Origin of the sequence: Mycobacterium decipiens (genome assembly GCF_963853665.1) — a bacterium.
GTDB classification, from domain to species: domain Bacteria; phylum Actinomycetota; class Actinomycetes; order Mycobacteriales; family Mycobacteriaceae; genus Mycobacterium; species Mycobacterium decipiens.
In genome coordinates, this window is sequence record NZ_OY970459.1 from 2,625,577 (window position 1) to 2,644,543 (window position 18,967).

14 protein-coding genes, 3 pseudogenes and 1 riboswitch are annotated in these 18,967 nt (G+C 65.1%); of the genes and pseudogenes, 13 read left to right on the plus strand and 4 right to left on the minus strand.

Annotation, left to right across the window (positions count from 1 at the left end; translation table 11 throughout):
* The first annotated feature begins 304 nt into the window (after positions 1-304).
* From AADZ55_RS11650 to AADZ55_RS11675, 6 genes are all read left to right on the plus strand, one after another.
* A complete protein-coding gene (locus AADZ55_RS11650) occupies positions 305-1,558 on the plus strand; it encodes a PPE family protein (protein ID WP_085326183.1) in 1,254 nt (417 codons plus the stop codon).
* 66 nt (positions 1,559-1,624) lie between these two features.
* Positions 1,625-1,799, plus strand: a riboswitch (M-box (ykoK) riboswitch).
* A 369-nt stretch (positions 1,800-2,168) separates the two neighbouring features.
* Entirely contained in the window at positions 2,169-3,320 is a 1,152-nt protein-coding gene (locus AADZ55_RS11655) for a PPE family protein (RefSeq protein WP_085326185.1), read from the plus strand.
* A gap of 634 nt (positions 3,321-3,954) precedes the next feature.
* A complete protein-coding gene (locus tag AADZ55_RS11660) occupies positions 3,955-5,223 on the plus strand; it encodes a PPE family protein (RefSeq protein ID WP_085326187.1) in 1,269 nt (422 codons plus the stop codon).
* A 29-nt stretch (positions 5,224-5,252) separates the two neighbouring features.
* The gene (locus AADZ55_RS11665; RefSeq protein ID WP_085326189.1) at positions 5,253-6,647 is read left to right on the plus strand and encodes a PPE family protein; all 1,395 of its coding nucleotides are present in this window, start codon (positions 5,253-5,255) and stop codon (positions 6,645-6,647) included.
* 160 nt (positions 6,648-6,807) lie between these two features.
* Positions 6,808-7,128: a DUF732 domain-containing protein gene (locus tag AADZ55_RS11670; protein WP_085326191.1), complete on the plus strand. Its 321-nt coding sequence runs from the start codon at positions 6,808-6,810 to the stop codon at positions 7,126-7,128.
* A gap of 155 nt (positions 7,129-7,283) precedes the next feature.
* Positions 7,284-7,991: an MgtC/SapB family protein gene (locus AADZ55_RS11675; RefSeq protein ID WP_085326193.1), complete on the plus strand. Its 708-nt coding sequence runs from the start codon at positions 7,284-7,286 to the stop codon at positions 7,989-7,991.
* Positions 7,992-8,003: 12 nt separating this feature from the next.
* On the opposite strand, the gene AADZ55_RS11680 is transcribed toward AADZ55_RS11675, so the two are convergent.
* Complete coding sequence (locus AADZ55_RS11680; RefSeq protein WP_085326195.1) at positions 8,004-9,206, minus strand: NAD(P)/FAD-dependent oxidoreductase; 1,203 nt, start codon at positions 9,204-9,206, stop codon at positions 8,004-8,006.
* Positions 9,203-10,119: pseudogene (locus AADZ55_RS11690) on the minus strand (alpha/beta hydrolase fold domain-containing protein). Before AADZ55_RS11690 ends, AADZ55_RS11680 begins: the two are co-directional and overlap by 4 nt.
* 87 nt (positions 10,120-10,206) lie before the next feature.
* Between AADZ55_RS11690 and AADZ55_RS11695 the strand changes: the two are divergent.
* The 5 genes and pseudogenes from AADZ55_RS11695 (at position 10,207) to AADZ55_RS11715 (ending at position 14,825) form a co-directional block, all read left to right on the plus strand.
* Entirely contained in the window at positions 10,207-11,136 is a 930-nt protein-coding gene (locus AADZ55_RS11695) for a sterol desaturase family protein (RefSeq protein ID WP_207569123.1), read from the plus strand.
* Between the two features lie 103 nt (positions 11,137-11,239).
* Positions 11,240-11,905: a hypothetical protein gene (locus AADZ55_RS11700; protein ID WP_085326199.1), complete on the plus strand. Its 666-nt coding sequence runs from the start codon at positions 11,240-11,242 to the stop codon at positions 11,903-11,905.
* A 115-nt stretch (positions 11,906-12,020) separates the two neighbouring features.
* The gene (locus tag AADZ55_RS11705; protein WP_085326201.1) at positions 12,021-12,716 is read left to right on the plus strand and encodes a TetR/AcrR family transcriptional regulator; all 696 of its coding nucleotides are present in this window, start codon (positions 12,021-12,023) and stop codon (positions 12,714-12,716) included.
* A gap of 126 nt (positions 12,717-12,842) precedes the next feature.
* Complete coding sequence (locus tag AADZ55_RS11710) at positions 12,843-13,343, plus strand: VOC family protein (RefSeq protein WP_085326203.1); 501 nt, start codon at positions 12,843-12,845, stop codon at positions 13,341-13,343.
* Positions 13,340-14,825: pseudogene (locus AADZ55_RS11715) on the plus strand (FAD-binding protein). The gene AADZ55_RS11710 and the pseudogene AADZ55_RS11715 overlap by 4 nt, the downstream one beginning before the upstream one ends.
* A 4-nt stretch (positions 14,826-14,829) precedes the next feature.
* Here the strand turns inward: AADZ55_RS11715 and AADZ55_RS11720 are convergent.
* A pseudogene (locus AADZ55_RS11720) lies at positions 14,830-14,973 on the minus strand (PE family protein); the annotation flags it as partial.
* Here AADZ55_RS11720 and AADZ55_RS11725 point away from each other — a divergent pair.
* Entirely contained in the window at positions 14,927-15,058 is a 132-nt protein-coding gene (locus tag AADZ55_RS11725) for a hypothetical protein (RefSeq protein WP_341286320.1), read from the plus strand. The pseudogene AADZ55_RS11720 and the gene AADZ55_RS11725 sit on opposite strands and share 47 nt — an antisense overlap.
* Positions 15,059-15,205: 147 nt before the next feature.
* Here AADZ55_RS11725 and AADZ55_RS11730 read toward each other — a convergent pair whose 3' ends face one another.
* Entirely contained in the window at positions 15,206-17,125 is a 1,920-nt protein-coding gene (locus tag AADZ55_RS11730; protein ID WP_085326207.1) for an ABC transporter ATP-binding protein/permease, read from the minus strand.
* A gap of 94 nt (positions 17,126-17,219) precedes the next feature.
* Here AADZ55_RS11730 and AADZ55_RS11735 point away from each other — a divergent pair, with 94 nt between their 5' ends.
* Entirely contained in the window at positions 17,220-18,863 is a 1,644-nt protein-coding gene (locus AADZ55_RS11735) for an acetolactate synthase (RefSeq protein ID WP_085326246.1), read from the plus strand.
* Positions 18,864-18,967 lie beyond the last annotated feature (104 nt).

Genomic DNA, 18,967 nt, shown 5'->3' on the forward strand with positions numbered 1-18,967 from the left:
TTTCTTTCCGATCCGGTCACGGCGCTCTTTGCGCCGTCTGCATCGGCTGGCGCCGAGTACCCGACGCGCGCTGCCCAGCGAGTACGCACCTGTCGTCGGCAGCACCCCGACACCGCCACAGCGGCCAAGGCCCGTAACTGGGTCGGACTTGATCCCGCGAGGAGAAGTCCGATGTCTGTTCTGACACAACCGAAATCGCTGGCAGCGGCCGGCCAACCGCAGGAGGTTGACCATGCCTTGGCCGCCCGCAACGCAGCTGCCGACGCGACCATCGAAGCACCAGCCGGTTAAGGGGGTGTTGGCAATGGATTTCGGCGCACTACCACCGGAAGTCAACTCGCTGCGCATCTATACCGGACCGGGCTCGGCACCGATGCTGGCCGCCGCCTCCGCCTGGGATGGGTTGGCCGCGGAGCTGCGTTCGACCGCAGCTTTGTACGAGACGGTGATCTCGGGGTTGATCAGCGAAGGCTGGCTGGGGCCCGCATCGGCGTCGATGGCGGGTGCCGTCAGCCCGTACATGGCCTGGATGAGCATCACCGGGTTGCAGGCTGCGCAGACCGCGGTACAGGCAGCGACGGCGGCGGGTGCCTTTGACGCCGCATTCGCCATGACGGTGCCCCCGGCTGTGGTTGCGGTCAACCGGGCTCGGTTGTTGGCGCTGGTCGCAACCAACTTCCTTGGTCTGAACACGCCAGCAATCGCGGCTACCGAGGCCGAATACGGCGAAATGTGGGCCCAGGATGCAGCGGCGATGTACAGCTATGCCGCCACTTCTGCGGCGGCCGCGACGCTGACGTCGTTCACCGAGCCGGCGCAGACGACCAATTCAGCCGGGCAAGCCGGCCAAGCAGCAGCGGTCGCCCAGGCCGCCGGCAGCGCGGCGGGCACCCTCACCCAATCGGCGCTGCCACAGCTGATGTCCTCGGTGCCAACCGCGTTGGAAGGACTCGCGTCACCCGTAGCGGTTGCGTCGCCGCTGGACGCGGTTCCCGGCCTGAACTCCGCGCTTTCGGGGCCCGGGGGCCTGCTCTCCGACATCCTGAATTTCCTGACTGGGGCCGATGGGAACCCGTATGGGAACTTCTTGAACTCCTCTTTGGTGAACGGCTTTACCTCGGCCGGGTATGTCAGCCCCGACCTCATCACTCCGGCCGTCACGGGTGCGTTGGCCGACATCAACGCGGTGTCCGCCGGCGGGTTGCCAGGTATCACGGCACCGGAAGGCGGCCACCTCAACCTGCCTGCGTTGGCGTCGGGGGTGACGCCCGCGCCGGCGAGTGGAGGCGGGGTAACAGCCGGCACCAACGTGGCGACATTGGTTGGGCGACTGTCTGTTCCGCAAGCGTGGACGGCGGCCACCCAGGTGGCCAACCATGCCGGTACTGCGCTCCCGGGCGCCGGGTGGACCAGCACTGCGAATATGCCGGAAGCCGCAGCGGGCATGCCCGGCGTTCCGGGCGTGCCCGCCACCGGCGTGTTCGGGCACAGCTTCGGCAGCGGTCCTCGATACGGATTCCGGCCGACGATCATGGCCCGCCCACCGGCCGCGGGATAGCGGGATGGCCGCATTCGTCGTCGAGTTCGATTGACTCACCTCGCTTCAAATGTCACTATTGCCTGGCATGCACCTCGCTAGGTGAGGCGTCTGCACGGATACAGGCCACTGACCTCGAACGTCGAAAGACGCCCAGGGTCAGGACAGCTCTTCCCGGCTTAAGGGTTGAGCCCAAGTGGCTTCCGGCTTGATCGGCCGGATACGCCGTGTAGTGCCAAAGCTCTGACGAGAGGGGTGCCGCGCCCGGCGATTTCGTCGGGCCCCCACCTCTTCGTGCTGTGTTAAGCGGCATCCCCGTGTGCCCTGGCCGAGAGGAGGTGAGAGCGAAATGAGTCCCGGTGATAGTCCCTGCCCGAGATCGATGATCATTTCGTTCCGATCCGACCCCGGCACCGTTGCCGCGATCTGAACCGGCTCAATCCGGATCGTCGATCTGCGCGCCCCCGCTTCGCGCTGTGGTGTGAGTGCAATGCGCGGGAAATAGCAGACATTTCAACACAATTCAGCGTCTGCGCTGCCATCAATCCGCCAGTGGACACCAGCGCCGCTTCTTATGCGGCCACGGAAGCCGCCAGCGTCATTGCCGTGAGCTAACGAGGAGACCAAATCGATGACCACAGCACTGGACTTCGCCACGTTGCCGCCCGAAATCAATTCCGGGCGTATGTATTTCGGCCCTGGCTCCGCCTCGATACTGGCCGCCGCATCAGCCTGGAACGAATTGGCCGCAGAACTGCACGCCACCGCATTGTCTTACGGCTCGGTGCTTTCCGCGCTGACCGGTGAAGAGTGGTACGGCCCGGCGTCGGCAGCGATGGCAGCCGCAGCCGCACCCTATGTGGTATGGATGGGCGCCACCGCAATCCAGGCCGAGCAGACCGGCGCACAAGCCGAGGCCGCCGCGGCATCCTACGAAGCCGCGTTGGCCGCAACGGTGCCCCCACCGGTGATCGAGGCCAACCGTGCCCAGCTGGCGGTGCTGACCGCCAGCAACGTCCTGGGGCAGAACGCCACTGCGATCGCGGCAACCGAGGCCGAGTACGCCGAAATGTGGGCCCAAGACGCCGACGCGATGTACGGCTATGCCGCCTCCTCAGCGGCCGCTACCCAGCTAACCGCGTTCGCCGAGCCGGCGCAGACCACCAACCCGACCGGGCTGGCGGCGCAGTCGGCGGCGGTCGCCCAAGCCACCGGCCAGGCAGCCGGCAACCAGCCGTCGACCTTATCTCAGCTATTGACGGCGATCCCCAATGTGCTGCAAGGACTCTCGTCGTCCGGGTCATTCATTCCTTCCTGGCTTCAACAGCTATGGGCGAACTGGGGGCCCAACGCGAACGTCTGGAACACCCTTGCCTCGACCGGGCTCTTCCTGCCGAGCACCTTGGTCGATCCCTTCGTTGGCATACTGGGCGCTGTCGTGGCTGCGCATGCGGCTGGCGACGTGCTGGATGCGGGGGCTTCCGGGACAGCTAGCGAGATGGCGGCCCCGCTCGGTTCCACAGGCGGGGTTTCCGCCGGGGCGGCCAATGCATCCATCGTCGGCAAGCTGTCGGTGCCGCCGAGCTGGACCGAGACCGCACCACCGGCGAGCCCCTTGGGCTCGGCGCTGGGGGGCACACCGATGGTCGCGCCTCCGCCTGCAGGGGCGGCCGGTATGCCTGGAATGCCCATTGGCGCCATGGCCGGCCAAGGTTTCGGGCGCGCCATGCCGCAGTATGGCTTCCGGCCCAGATTCGTCGCACGACCGCCCGCCGCTGGGTGAAAGACCGCAAATCGGGCGCGAGCCCGCGCATTCCAATAGCCAAACCCGACTATGGCGTCCGCTCCCAGCGTGTCCGCACCGCCCTTCGCAACTCGACCACTTCAGAAAATTCATCCAGCGCGCCCGCAAATCGCAGGCTGGTGATTGAAAATGGCAATTTGGGAGGTTCTTTGAAATAGCGAATTCCGCAATAATGGTGCCGATGAAGGTCGTAGCGTCCGGAATCGACGCATGGGGATTGTCATTAATCGGTCTTGCAGTCTTTGCTCGTGGACAACGATTCCTTTGGTGAACAGGTATTTCCGGCCGCCATGCGGTGGCTACAAGCGGTCTCACATGCGCTCAGCGAGTGGTGACACCGACTGTTTACGTTGCGATTACCTGGGCGGAACGCGACGCAAATAAATGCTGCGCAGCATGATCGCCATAGCGGGCGAATGGCCCCGAATCACGACGAACCGTGGCAAATTCTCGGCGCCGGAAGTGCTGGTCTACAGGCGTCAAATAGACAAAATTGAGGGGGGTGGACATTGGGATACCTGGTGAAGTTCATAAGAGCTTGGCCAGTTTCGTGGGCAGAACTACGCGGACGTGATTACCATGGCGCCCATCCAGGGGACCGGAGGTAACAGATATGGACTTCGGGGCGCTACCGCCGGAGATTAACTCGGGGCGAATGTACGTGGGCCCGGGATCCGGGCCGCTGCTGGCCGCCGCAGCGGCCTGGGACGCGCTTTCCGCCGAATTGCATGCCACGGCGACCTCCTATGGCGCCACGATTGAGGACCTCACCGTTGGGCGGTGGACGGGTCCCTCTTCGATCACGATGGCGGCCGCGGCCGCACCATATGTGGCGTGGATTAGGGCCGCCGGTGGCCAGGCTGAGCAGGCTGCCACCCAGGCCAAGATAGCCGCGGGCGCTTATGAGACGGCATTCGCGGCAACCGTGCCCCCGCCGGTGATCGAGGCCAACCGCGCATTGTTGATGTCGTTGATCGCCACGAACATCTTCGGGCAGAACACGCCGGCGATCGCGGCCGCCGAGGCCCATTACGCAGAGATGTGGGCTCAAGACGCGGCCGCGATGTATGGCTATGCCGGTTCGTCGGCCACCGCGTCGCAGTTGACGCCGTTCATCGAGCCGCCGCAAACGACGAACCCGGCGGCGGTGGCCACGCAATCGGCCGCAGTAGCCGAGGCCACCGGCGCCGCGGCCAGCTCGGACATCACAACGCAGCTGTCCCAACTGATCACCTCGTTGCCAACTGCGCTGCAAAGCCTGGCAACGACCACCGCGGTGCCGTCGTCGTTGCCGGCAGCCGCGTTGCCACCGGAGCTTGCGTCCGATTTGGCCAACTGGAACACCATCATGGCGACCCTCACCGGGCCGTACTCCCTGCAGGGGTTGACCGCCATACCCGGTGGCCCGTTCCTGTCGTTCGGGCAGATATACGCCTACGCGCAAAATGCGCAGGGTCTTCAGGCCTTCTTCACGCCGGCGAAACCCATCACCGGCGCGTTGGCGCCGCTGGCTGAGTCGATGTTGCCGTATCTGAATCTGAGCTCCGCGACCGTAGGTGGGTCGGAAGTGTCGGGGACTATGGGCCGTGCGGCCCTGGTGGGAAGTTTGTCGGTGCCACAGGGTTGGACAACCGCGGCCCCGGCGATCAGAACGCTGGCTTCGGTGCTACCCACCAACTTGGCAGCAGCCCCGACCGCCGCATTCGCCGGCGAGACCGGAGTGTTTAGTGAGATGGCCCTGGCCAGCCTGGCGGGACGGGCACTTGGTGCTACCGCGTTCGGCTCCGGTGGTGGTGGGGCGGCCCGCTCGGCTGGCGGCGTAGTGGCCGGGGCTGACCCGGCGGCGGCCACCATCATCGTGATTCCGGCGCTCGAGGATTGAACGCACACCACCAGGTAAGGGGCAAAGACATGTTGTACGCAGCGTTACCGCCGGAGATCAATTCGGGCAGGATGTACACGGGTCCGGGGTCGGGGCCGATCCTGGCGGCCGCGGCGTCCTGGGATGCGCTCGCCGCCGAACTTCAGTCCACAGCGGCAGCCTATTCGTCGGTGGTCGCCAGCCTGACCAGCGGAGCGTGGCTAGGTCCGTCGTCACTGGCCATGGCGGCCGCGGTCGCACCCTACGTGACCTGGATGAGCGCGACCGCCGCACAAGCCAAGGAGGCAGCGATCCAGGCCGCTGCGGCGGCCGGCGCTTACGAGACAGCGTTCGCCGCGCACGTGCCACCGCCGGTGATTGCCGCCAACCGCAGCCAGCTGGCAACGCTGGTGGCGACCAACGTATTCGGGCAGAACACCGCGGCGATCGCGGCCACCGAAGCCCAATACGCAGAGATGTGGGCCCAGGATGTCGCCGCGATGTACGGCTACGCCGGCTCGTCGGCGGCCGCCACCCAAATTGCGCCGTTCACCGAACCGCCGCAGATCACCAATGCCGCCGGGCTGGCCAGCCAGGCGGCCGCAGCGGGGCAATCCGTCGGCAGCGCGCAGTCGCTGCTGCTCGCGAACAACCCGATATCGGTGCTGCTGCAACTGGGCGCGGACCTTTCCACCGCCTACACAACCGTCGTCTCCCAGCTCATCGACGCCCTGGCGGGGCCAAACGCGGCAACGACGTATGAGGGCCTATTCAATGCCATAAAGGCTCCAATTGGCTTCACGACGCAGTTCAATGACATCGGGTTGCTCATCAACTTCCCGATCTCGCAGTTCCTCAAATTCGCCGAACCGCCGGGGTTGCTCGGCGAACTCCCCAAAGACGCGCTGGGCGGCGGGCTCGCGGCGCCGGCCTGGGGCCGAGGGTGGCTGACCAGCGCGGTGTCCGGAGATGGGGTATCGGCGCATTTTGGACGCGGCACCTTGGTGGGGGCGTTTTCGGCTCCGCCGAGCTGGGCCGCGGCCACCCCGGCGATCAGGACGGTCGCCGCCGCGTTGTCGGCCGCCGGGCCAGAAGCCGTGCCAGCTGCCGCTCTCGGCGAGGGGAGCCTGCTCAGTTCGATGTCGGCGGCAGGCATGCTCGGAAGCGCCCTGGGCGCCGGGGCTCCCAGCGCTTTCACCCGTGCCGGCGCCCGCGGCCGTCTCACCGCGTTCAAAGACCTCAAAGACGGCACCTCGCCAGAGAAATTGAAGCGCCTGGTCGCACAAATATCGGAGAAGCCCGAGAGCGTGCAGCACCACACCGTCGATCAAGAGGGGCTGGACAGCCTGCTCGAGCAGCTGTCGAAAAAGCCGGGTATCCACGCGGTACACCTATCCAAAGGCGGCAAGTCAAAAGTCGTGCCTTCGGATACGCAGTTGGGCTAGTGGGCAACCAAATTCGGCGATCTCGGTGACGGCGATGGTTGAGAACCGTCAATACGATTGGCGCAGAACGTCTTTGGTCGACAGAAAACCCGCGCCGGAACGAAGCTTCCAACAATGTGATCGCTGCAAGATCTGTCTCGAAATGGAAGAATGGTGAACTATGAGAAGGCTACTGGCGGTGCTCGGCGTTTGCACCACGATCGGCCTCGCCGGACCAGCTTATGCCGATCCGGACGAGGGCGGCGGTGACGACGCGGCCTTCCTGGCCGCGCTGCAACGAGCCGGGATCACATATGCCAGCCCGGACCGAGCCATCGGGTCCGGCAGAGCGGTGTGCGTGTGCTTGGACAACGGCGAGTCCGGCTTGGAGCTAATCCATGACGTGACGATCCGGAATCCGGGATTCGATATGGACAAGGCAGCCCAGTTCGCCGTGATTTCGGCGAAGCACTACTGCCCACACCACCTAGCCCACGTCTGAGGGTAAGCCGTGTCGGGATGCGGGGCCGCCGGTAGGTGCCTACCCTGTTGTTGGTATTAACCGCGGCGCAGCCGGTTAGCCCCAGCTCCACCCCCTGTTAACCCACTTGTGGTTAGCTGCCGCCGCCATCTTGCGATCGGGAAGGAGTCGGCGTCATGCAAACGCTGACTATCGCCGATTTCGCGCTCCGGCTGGCCGTTGGAGTGGGTTGCGGGGCCCTTATCGGGCTCGAGCGCCAGTGGCGGGCGCGGATGGCCGGGTTGCGCACCAACGCCCTCGTGGCGACCGGTGCGACCTTGTTCGTGCTATATGCGGTCGCCACCGAGGACAGCAGTCCCACCCGAGTCGCGTCCTACGTGGTTTCCGGGATCGGGTTCCTGGGCGGCGGGGTAATCCTGCGTGAGGGGTTCAACGTCCGCGGACTCAACACGGCCGCCACCCTTTGGTGTTCGGCTGCGGTCGGTGTCCTGGCCGCGTCCGGGCATCTGGTGTTCACTGTCATCGCCACGGGAACCATCGTCACGATCCATCTGCTGGGGCGCCCACTCGGCCGGCTGATCGACCGGGACAACGCCGTCGAAGACGACGAAGGCCTACAGCCCTACCAGGTACAGGTGATATGTCGGCCAAAATCAGAAAAGTATGTGCGTGCTCATATCGTCCAACACACCAGCAGCCACGACATCACGCTGCGCGGAATCCACACGGGGCAGGCCGGCGACGACAGAATCGCGTTGACCGCCCACCTCCTCATGGATGGCCATACCCCGGCCAAGCTTGAGCGGTTGGTGGCGGAACTGTCGCTACAGCCGGGCGTTTACGCGGTGCACTGGTATGCCGGTGAGCAAGCGCAGGCAGAGTGACGACGGCCTTGTTCAGGGGCGGGCCTGCAGTTCCGGCGCTGCCGCAGCCAGCAAGTCGGCGCGAAGTCCGTTCAGCGGCGGGTAAATCCGCTGGGTATTGATTGTCTGTTTGGTGGCCTTGGCCTGCGTGCCTTGCGACACCACCGTCCGGTCCCAACCCTCGGTGTACACCGCGCCGGCCGGTCCGAGATCGAGAACCGTGACATACCAAGGGATCCGAAGGGGCAGCATCGGCTCGTCGAACAGGTCACTGATGACGTTGTAGCCGGCGTAGCGGCCCATTGGGCGCCCGTGCTGACACGACATCACCGACAGGTGCTCGTCATCCATCCGGGCCGCGGCCACATCGCCGGCGGCGAACATCGCGGGGACCCCGATCACCCTCAGGTAGTCATCGACCTGCAGCCGGCCCAGCCGATCGCGGGTTACCGGTAGCTGCTCGGTCAGCGGGCTGGCCCGCATGCCCGCGCACCAGACCACCGTGGCCGCATCCAGCCGTTCACCCGATGACAGCGATACCCCGCCCTGGCTGACGGCGGCGACACCCACGGCAGTTCTGGTCTCAACGCCGTTGGCCGACAACGCCTGTTCGATCACCGGCCGCGCGGATGGACCCATGTCGGAGCCGACAACCGGGCTGTGGTCGACCAGCACCACCCGGGGGCTAACACCATCACCGCGGGCGAACAGGGCCCGCAGCCTGCTCGGCAGCTCGCAGGCTGTCTCGATCCCGGTTAGCCCGGCACCGACGACCACGACGGTAGTGGCCGCGGGGGTTGGCGGCCCACCGGTCAGCGCTTGCAGGTGGTGTTGCAGCCTGATCGCGCCGTCATAGGTGTCGACGTCGAAACCGAACTCCCGCAGGCCCGGTATCGCGGGTTGCACCACCTGACTGCCAGACGCGAGGACCAGTCGGTCATAGCCATATGAGGCGCCGGCGGCGGTGGAGATGCTGCGGGCGTCGACGTCGATCGCGGTCACCTCGGCGGTGATGTGCGCAATGCCGGCGGGGTCGAGCACATCGGCGAGCGGAATGCGGCAGGCGCTCAGATCAGCCTCGTAGTTGCGAACCCGGATGTCGTGAAACGGTGTGTTGCTCAGCACCGTGACGTCGACGGTGCCCGCGGGGACGGCGAGCTCGTCAAGTCGTCGGGCGGCACCGAGCGCCGCCCACAGCCCCGCGAAACCGGAGCCGACCACAACCACCCGGCTCAACTGCCTAGCACCTGACGGATCTGGGCCAGTGCCGCCGCGGCGCGGCGACCGGGCAGAAACATCCACACGTGCAAACCTCCCTCAAGTTCGAACCATCCGATGTCATGCCCCTCGGCCGTCGCGCGGTGGTGAAACGCGCGGGCATCGGGATTAAGTACATCGTGTGTTCCTGTGAAGACCGTCAGCCGCGGCAGTCCCGCCAGCGGTCCCACGCTCGGGCTGACCAGGGGGGTATCCAGCGGATCGCCGCCGGCGTAGCGGATGCCCGCAGCACGCAGGTCATCCAGGTTAAGAATCGGGTCGATCTTGGCGACGGACGGTACCGGGGATCCGGCAGCGCAACGTGCATCCAGGGGGAGAGCAGCAGCGCGTCGGTCGGTTGCGGCAACCCGGCGTCGCGCACCGCATGGCATAGCGCGAAGGCCATCCCCCCCACCGAATCGCCCATGAAGGCAATCGAACTCGGGTCGCGGGCGCTCAGGATCCGGCGGTAAACCTGGAGCAGGAACGGGAACACCTCGCGGTAGCTGTGTTCGGGGGCGATGGGGTAAATCGGCACGGTGATCGTCCGGCGCACGGTGGTGGTCACCTTCGCGATGGCCGGCCAATGAAAATGCGGCAGCAGATCCAACACGTATGCCCCGCCGTGCAAATAGAGCAGGTGACCCGCCGGCTCGTCCCCGTCGCCCAGCCGGGGACTGACCTGGTAGATCGGACGGCCGTTGAGATCTTCCCGGGTCACGTCGATCTTCTTGCGCACCCGCCGGGGCGGCCGACCGCGGTAGGGCGGGCGCGGATGGGCGGCCCAGTGGTCCAGCTTGGCAGCCGGAAACAGCCGATTCCGGACACCAGAGGCGCGCAGCAGCCGCTGGGCAAAATTGGGTTTGGGCATCCGGTGGTCCATCGCAGTCATCAGTGTCTACCGCGCGACCCGACCGGGGCGAGCAGCTCGACAGTCAATCGTCACCGGGCGCGCACGGGGAGTCGTAGTCTGTCTGGTGTGGATGCCGTCGCAGGGTTCTTCTCGGCGCTGCCCGAGCAGATGCGGGACCCGGTGCTGTTCGCTATCCCATTCTTCCTATTGCTGTTGATTCTCGAATGGACGGCGGCTCGCAAGCTGGAGCAAATCGAAGCAGCCCGGCCGGCATCCGGCGCCTACCTCACTCGCGACTCCGTTGCGAGCATCTCGATGGGGCTGGTATCCATAGCGACCACCGCCAGCTGGAAGTCCCTCGCGCTGCTCGGTTATGCCGCAATCTATGCCTACGTTGCCCCCTGGCACCTGCCAGCAAACCGGTGGTACACCTGGGCGATCGCGATCGTTGGTGTCGACCTGCTGTATTACACCTATCACCGCATCGCTCACCGGGTCCGGCTGATCTGGGCTACTCACCAGGCACACCACTCCAGCGAATACTTCAACTTCGCCACCGCGCTGCGCCAGAAATGGAACAACAGCGGCGAGATTCTTATGTGGGTCCCGTTGCCACTGTTGGGGCTGCCCCCTTGGATGGTGTTCTTCAGCTGGTCGCTCAACTTGATTTACCAATTTTGGGTGCACACCGAGCGGATCGACAAGCTGCCGCGGTGGTTCGAGTTCGTCTTCAACACCCCGTCGCACCACCGGGTCCACCACGGCATGGACCAGGTGTATCTGGACAAGAACTACGGCGGCATCCTCATCGTCTGGGACCGCTTGTTCGGTAGTTTTCAGCCAGAGCTGTTCCGACCGCACTACGGCCTGACCAAGAAGGTCGATACGTTCAACGTCTGGAAGCTGCAGACCCGGGAGTATGTGGCGATCGCCCGTGACTGGCGGTCGGCAGCGCGGCTGCGCGACCGGCTGGCCTATGTCTTCGGGCCGCCGGGCTGGGAACCGCAGACCATTGGTAAAGCCAACGCCGCCGTCCACCTGGCCACGTCTCGGTAACGCTGGGGCCCGACGGTGCGAAAGTCTTACCGTCGGGTTTAGTTGCGCCTTTGCCGCAACCGGCGGCAGGCAGGGCGCTTGCCCCGACGGATAGGAGTCGAAGGTGGGCCGTCTGGCAATCAGTGCATGTGCGGCGACGGTCGCCATATTGGCCTTCGGGCTTTCGCCGGCGACCGCCAGCGCCGAACCGACCATGGTGTTCCCCGGCATGGAAATCCAGCAGGACAACCACGTCTGCACCCTGGGCTACGTCGACCCTGGCCTGAAGATCGCGTTCACCGCGGGGCACTGCCGCGGCGGGGGATCGGTCACCGACCGGAACCACAACGTCATCGGCCACCTCGCGGCCTTCCGCGACAACACACCCAGCGGCTCGACGGTGGCCACTCACGAGATGATCGCCGACTACGAAGCGATTGTGCTGGCCGACAACGTCACGGCAAGCAACATTCTGCCGGACGGGCGTCCACTGGAATCAAAACCGGGCTTGACGGTTACGCCCGGCCAAGCGGTCTGCCATTTCGGCGTGCGAACCGGTGAAACCTGCGGAACGGTAGAAAGCGTCAACAACGGGTGGTTCACCATGTCCCACGGCGTGCTCACTCGCAACGGTGATTCGGGGGGCCCGGTCTACCTGGCCCCCGGCGGCGGCCCGGCGCAGATTGTCGGGATCTTCAACAGTGTCTGGGGGGACTTTCCCGCGGCGGTGTCCTGGCGGTCGACCTCCGAACAGGTCCGCGCTGATCTCGGCGTGACGCCCCCTGCTTAACGACACCAGCGCGTTGTCGTCGGATCCCGTGCCACACCAGCGACGCGCCGTTGACCTGCCCATACCCGGTGCGTTGGCCCAGAGCGGCGATCTCGCTTGTGTCAGACTTGGCCGCGTGGGCAAGCGCCGGGACTCGCGGGAGCAGATCGAGGCGAAAATTGTCGACCTCGGCCGACGTCAGCTGTTGGAACGCGGTGCGGCCGGATTGTCGCTCCGGGCCATTGCCCGCGATCTGGACATGGTGTCTTCGGCTGTGTACCGCTATGTGGCCAGCCGCGACGAGCTGCTGACCCGGCTGCTCGTCGACGCCGACTCCGACCTGGCCGACACCGTGGAACGGGCCCGCGACGACACCCTCGCCGACTCGTGGAGCGACGACGTCATCGCGATCGCTCATGCGGCGCGCGGGTGGGCAGTTGCCCACCCGGCGAGCTGGACCTTGCTGTATGGCGGCCGGGTTCCCGGCTATCGCGCACCGCCCAACCGAACCGTCGAAGTCGGCACCCGCGTGATCGGAACGTTCTTCGATGCGATCGCTGCGGGAATTGCCACCGGAGACATCAGATTGACCAATGACGTTGCACCGCAACCGATGTCATCGGACTTCGAAAGAATCCGGCAGAAGTACGGGTTTCCCGGCGATGATCGTGTCGTCACGAAGTGCCTGCTGCTCTGGGCGGGCGTGGTGGGTGCGATCAGCCTGGAGGTGTTCGGCCAATACGGCACCGACACGGTGACAGATCCCGCGGTGATATTCGATGCCCAGATACGGCTGCTTGTGGATGTGCTGACCCTGCACACAAACTGCTGAGACCGGCTGGCCCGATCAGAACTAGAACGTGTTCATACCCGCTTTCCGATGCCGCTGCTCCCGATAGTGGCAAATTCACTCTGAGCCCCTTCTGGCCGCCGGCTAGCTGGGCTATCCTGCGAGACGATGAACCTTCTCGTTCGGTCACCGACACAGATTGCGTGGGTCACCCCGGACCTGGACTCCACCGAAACGGCTCTCACCGGCCTATTAGGTGCCCGAAAGTGGATCCGGATACCTGACGTCCACTTCGCTCCCGACACCTGTAGCTATCAGGGCAAGCCCGCCGATTTTGTGGCGAGCATCTCGCTGAGCTATCTCGGCGACATGCAGTTAGAGTTGATCTCGCCGGTCCGTGGGGAGAATATCTATAGTGACTTTTTGCGCGACCGCGGGCCAGGTTTGCACCACATCTGCATGGAGGCCGATAGCCCGGAGCGGTTGGAAGCCACACTGGCCGATGCTGTTGGCCATGGCGCCGTTGTGGTGCAGCGAGGGGTGATGCCCGGCGGAATTCAATTCGCCTACGTGTCAGCCCCGCTTGCGGGGGTGCCGTATGTCGAAATCGCATATTTCTCGCCAGAGATCAAGGCGTTTTATGACTACGTCAAACAGGAGCAGCGGTGAACACCGAGATACCAGCGGCGGTTAGTGCGGACACCGTGACGTCCTGGTCGGATGACGTCGACGTGGCGGTGATCGGTTTCGGCATCGCTGGCGGTTGCGCGGCGGTCAGCGCGGCCGCCACCGGGGCACGGGTGCTGGTGCTCGAGCGCGCCGCCGCGGCCGGTGGCACGACCTCCCTTGCCGGAGGGCACTTCTACCTCGGCGGCGGTACTGCCGTGCAGCGGGCGACCGGGCAGGCCGACTCACCGGAGGAGATGTACAAGTATTCTGGTCGCGGTGTCCAGGAAGCCGGACCACACCAAGATTCGCGCCTACTGCGAAGGCAGTGTCGAGCATTTTGACTGGTTGGAAGACTTGGGGTTTCAGTTCGAACGCAGCTACTTCCCGGGCAAGGCGGTGATCCAGCCCAACACGGAGGGGTTGATGTACACCGGCAACGAGAGAGTCTGGCCGTTCCTGCAGATGGCGGCGCCGGCGCCACGCGGCCACAAGGTCCCGGTAGCCGGTGACACCGGCGGCGCCAGCATGGTAATCGACCTGCTACTCAAGCGAGCCGTAAGCCTGGGGGTGGAGATCCGCTACGAGACCGGCGCCACCCAGCTCATCGTGGAGGGTGCGGACCCAGCGACCCCCGTGACTGGCGTGATGTGGAAACGGTTTTCCGAAACCGGTGCCATCAAGGCGAAATCAGTGATCATCGCGGCCGGTGGCTTCGTGATGAACCCGGACATGGTCGCGAAGTACACCCCGAAACTGGCCGAGAAGCCGTTCGTGCTGGGCAACACCTATGACGACGGGTTGGGTATCCGGATGGGCGTATCGGCCGGCGGCGCCAGCCAGCACATGGATCAGATCTTCATTACCGCTCCGCCTTATCCGCCGCCGATCCTGCTCACCGGGATCATCGTCAACAAGCTGGGGCAGCGATTCGTCGCCGAAGACTCCTACCATTCCAGGACAGCGGGGTTCATCATGGACCAGCCGGATAGCGCGGCCTTCCTCATCGTCGACGAGGCGCATCTGGAGCACCCCACGATACCGCTAGTGCCGCTGATCGACGGCTGGGAAACCGTGGCCGAAATGGAAGCCGCACTTGGCATTCCGCACGGCAATTTGACCGCTACGCTGGATCGCTACAACACCTTCGCCGCGCGTGGCGAGGATCCCGATTTCCATAAGCAGCCGGAATTCCTTGCGCCGCAAGACAACGGGCCGTGGGGCGCATTCGACATGTCATTGGGCAAAGCGGTGTATGCCGGATTCACCCTGGGCGGGCTGGCCACGTCGGTGGACGGGCAGGTGCTGCGTGAAGACGGCTCGGTGGTGGCCGGTTTGTACGCGGTTGGGGCATGCGCGTCCAACATCGCCCAGGACGGCAAGGGATACGCCAGCGGCACGCAACTGGGTGAAGGCTCGTTCTTCGGCCGCCGCGCCGGAGCGCACGCTGCAACGAGCGCGCAGGGCATGTCCCGGGAGCAGTGATCGGCCGCACGCCTAGCTCCTGATAAGCCTGGCCGTGTGCGGAGAACAACGCTGCCACCGCCGCCGACACCTCATCGGCGCCCGCAGCCAAAATCCCTGTGGTGGGGGCCACCGCGGCAGCATTTGCACTGCTGATCGCGCAGCCCACACTCGCCAAATCCGTTGCTGCCGCGGCCAGCGCCTGCGGCATCGCGATGACAAATGACCTCTGGCGCCTCACCAACGCTTCGTGACCTCAATGGAGCGATCGCGCGGTCACACTCGAGAAATCGGTGGTTGCAGCGTATCGCTATCTGGAAGCGAGTCGTAGCAGACTCGCGAAAGTCCAAGTGCCACATATTCTTTAAGGTGTCGCGGAGCTACCGAAGACGGGGCAGGGGTTAGACCGGTGCGGGCTCCTTTTCCACGGGGCGCAGCCGCCACGGGCCGCCGCCTAGCAGTTCCAGCTGGTGGTCGTGCAGCAGTTCCAGCGCGGGTCGATGGCTGACACTGACCACAATGCAATCCGGCAGTTCGCTGCGCAACAACTGGTAAAGCGCGAATTCCAGTCCGGTGTCGAGCGCCGACGTGCTTTCGTCAAGGAAGACCGCCTTGGGCTTGGTCAGCAGAACGCGGGCAAACGCGACGCGTTGCTGCTCCCCGGGGGAAAGGACTTTGGCCCAGTCGCGTTCTTCGTCCAGCCGATCGCACAGCGGCGCGAGCGCCACCTTGCCCAGCGTGTCCCGCAGGGTGTCGTGCGGGATGTCGGCCGCTGAATTCGGGTAGCACACCACGTCGCGAAGACTGCCCAGTGGCACATAGGGCAACTGGGACAAGAACATCGTGTCGTTGTCGCCGTCCGGGCGGCGCAGTGTCCCTGAGGCGAACGGCCACAATTCCGCGAGGCTGCGTAGCAGGGTGGTCTTGCCGGACCCTGAACGCCCGGTGATCACTAGCGACTCGCCACGGCCCAGCCGAACGTCGAGCGGGTCGATCAATCGCTCGCCGGCAGGCGTACGCACCTCGACGTCGTTGAGCTCAATTGACGCGTCGTCACTCGGCCGGGTCAGGACCGCGGGCAGGGCGCGGCCCTTGTCGTTGGCGTCAACCATTCCGTGCAGTCGGATGATCGCCGCGCGGAAGGACGCAAACGCGTCGTAGTTGTTGCGGAAGAACGACAACGAATCGTGAATGTTGCCGAAGGCCATTGCGGTCTGCGTGACATCGCCGAAGTCGATCTGGCCGGCAAACAACCGCGGCGCCTGGATCACCCACGGCAACGGGACAATCGTCTGACTCACCGACAGGTTCCAACCGTTGAAGGCGATGCTTCGGCGCACATATCGACGGTAGTTGTCGATGACCGGGGTGAACCGTCGGCGCAATTGCCTGCCTTCCACCCGCTCGCCGCGATAGAAACCCACCGCCTCGGCGGCATCGCGCAATCGCACCAGGGCGTAACGAAAAGCGGCGTTGAGCTTTTCGTTGCGAAAGCTCAGCAAAATTAGTGGTCGCCCGATCACGAACGAAATGATCGTGGCCACGAACACATAAACCAGCACGGTCCAGAACATCGCCCGCGGGAAAGACAGACCGAAGATATTCAGGGTGCCCGACAGATTCCACAGGATAGCGGTGAAGGAGATCACCGAAATAATCGATTGGACGGCCCCGAATAGCAACGTGCTGGCCGTCCCGTTGGACGGTTCATTCGGTGTACCACCGGCCCCGGCGGTGAAGATGTCGACGTCCTGCTGGATGCGTTGGTCAGGGTTGTCGATCGTCTCGTCGATGAAAAGGTCCCGGTAGTAGGCCCTGCCCTCCAGCCAGTCCTTGGTGAGATGGTCCGTCAGCCACACCCGCCAGGCGATGATGAAGCGCTGGGTCAGGTAGATGTCGGCCATCACCCGGGCCACGTGTAGTACCGCCATCACGCTGAAGACCCCGATCGACATCCAAAATCCGCGCACACCAGAGCTTTTCACCACCTGATCGCCGGCGGCGGTGCCTTGGAAGGCCTTCTGCAGCGCCGTGTACATGTCATTGCCCTGGTAGCTGAACAGCACATTCAGGCGCACCGCCAGCACGACCGACAGCAAGAGCACACCAAGCAACAGCCAAACGCGCACGCTCTCGGCGCCAACGAAGTACTCGCGGGTGATCCGCCAGAACTGGCGCCCCCACGGCGTGAAATATCTGAGCAGAATCAGCACGGCGAGCACACAGACGGCACTGATCGTCCAGGCTTTGCCGACCCAATACAAAGAATCCGGGAATGCGGCGGACCAGTCGATGGATGGCTTAAACGGTGTCGGGCCCAAAGTTCGATGCTCCTTACAGTCGAGGTGTTCAGGTGGCTCCTCAACAGAAATCCTTCGGCGAACGTACCCGAAGGTTGTGGATAGGCTGCCGGTTATGAGCACCGACACCGTCCCCGCCCACACCATTCACGCCGGCCGGCTCATCGCGCGCCGACTCAAAGCCAGCGGCATCGACACGGTCTTCACGTTGTCGGGTGGTCACCTGTTCTCCATCTACGACGGCTGCCGCGAGGAAGGCATCCGCCTGATCGACACCCGCCACGAGCAAACCGCCGCCTTCGCCGCCGAAGGCTGGTCGAAGGTGACCCGGGTGCCGGGGGTGGCCGCGCTCACTGCTGGTCCGGGCGTCACCAACGGGATGAGCGCGATGGCTGCCGCGCAGCAGAACCAGTCGCCGCTGGTGGTGCTCGGCGGTCGCGCGCCCGCGCTGCGTTGGGGGATGGGCTCCCTGCAGGAGATTGACCACGTGCCGTTCGTGGCGCCGTTGGCTCGTTTCGCCGCTACGGCGCAATCAGCCGAGGACGCAGGCCAGCTCGTCGACCAGGCGCTGCTGTCGGCGGTGAGTGCCCCGTCGGGTGTGGCATTCGTCGACTTCCCGATGGATCACGCGTTTTCCATGTCCGACGATCCGGGGCGCCCCGGCGCTCTAACGGACTTGCCGACAAGTGCCACCCCCGACGGCGCCGTACTGGACCGGGTAACCGACCTGCTGGCGGCCGCACAGCGGCCGGTGATCATGGCCGGAACGAATGTCTGGTGGGGACACGCGGAGGCGGCCCTGCTGCGTCTGGCCGAGAACCTGCGGATCCCGGTGCTGATGAACGGGATGGCCCGCGGCGTGGTGCCCGCCGACCACCCGCTGGCGTTCTCGCGCGCGCGGGCGAAAGCGTTGGGGGAGGCCGACGTCGCGTTGATTGTGGGAGTACCCATGGACTTCCGTCTGGGTTTCGGCGGGGTGTTCGGGTCGACAACCCAGCTGGTCGTGCTAGACCGCGTCGAACCCGCACGCGAACATCCGCGACCAGTCGCGGCTGGGCTCTACGGGGATCTGACCGCGATCCTCACGGCGTTGGCCACCGGCGGTGGGGCCCAGCATCCGGACTGGATCGACGAGCTCCGGACGGCCGAGACTGCGGCGCGCGATCTCGAGCAGGCCGAGCTGGCCGATGACCGGGTCCCGCTGCATCCAATGCGGGTGTACGCCGAGCTGGCGTCGCTGCTGGATCGCGACGCAGTCGTCGTTATCGACGCTGGAGACTTCGGGTCTTACGCCGGCCGGATGATCGACAGCTATCTGCCAGGCTGCTGGCTGGACAGCGGTCCGTTCGGCTGTCTTGGCTCAGGGCCCGGTTATGCCCTGGCCGCCAAACTGGCGCTGCCGGAGCGCCAGGTTGTGCTCCTGCAGGGTGACGGCGCGTTTGGGTTTAGCGGCATGGAGTGGGACACGCTGGTACGGCACCACGTACCGGTGGTTTCGGTGATAGGCAACAACGGCATCTGGGGCTTGGAGAAGCACCCGATGGAAGCGTTGTACGGCTATTCCGTGGTGGCGGAGCTGCGGCCAGGAACTCGCTACGACGAGATTGTGCGCGCTTTGGGCGGCCACGGCGAGCTGGTGTCGGCGCCGGCCGAGCTTCGGCCGGCGCTCGAACGTGCCTTCAGTAGTGGTCTGCCCGCCGTCGTCAACGTGCTCACCGACCCAAGCGTCGCCTATCCACGCCGGTCCAATCTGGCCTGATGGGCCGGGCACCGACCGGCGTTGTTGCCTTCGCCGCGAGCCTCCGCAGCTGTACACAAATTGCGGCGTGTCGGCGTACAGACACGCGCCCTCGCGCCGGTTGG

Bases quoted from the DNA above. Each gene is read 5' to 3' on its own strand.
- AADZ55_RS11710 (WP_085326203.1), top strand. From the start codon at position 12,843: ATGAACCTTCTCGTTCGGTCACCGACACAGATTGCGTGGGTCACCCCG.
- AADZ55_RS11660 (WP_085326187.1), top strand. From the start codon at position 3,955: ATGGACTTCGGGGCGCTACCGCCGGAGATTAACTCGGGGCGAATGTAC.
- AADZ55_RS11665 (WP_085326189.1), top strand. From the start codon at position 5,253: ATGTTGTACGCAGCGTTACCGCCGGAGATCAATTCGGGCAGGATGTAC.
- AADZ55_RS11675 (WP_085326193.1), top strand. From the start codon at position 7,284: ATGCAAACGCTGACTATCGCCGATTTCGCGCTCCGGCTGGCCGTTGGA.
- AADZ55_RS11735 (WP_085326246.1), top strand. From the start codon at position 17,220: ATGAGCACCGACACCGTCCCCGCCCACACCATTCACGCCGGCCGGCTC.
- AADZ55_RS11670 (WP_085326191.1), top strand. From the start codon at position 6,808: ATGAGAAGGCTACTGGCGGTGCTCGGCGTTTGCACCACGATCGGCCTC.
- AADZ55_RS11655 (WP_085326185.1), top strand. From the start codon at position 2,169: ATGACCACAGCACTGGACTTCGCCACGTTGCCGCCCGAAATCAATTCC.
- AADZ55_RS11650 (WP_085326183.1), top strand. From the start codon at position 305: ATGGATTTCGGCGCACTACCACCGGAAGTCAACTCGCTGCGCATCTAT.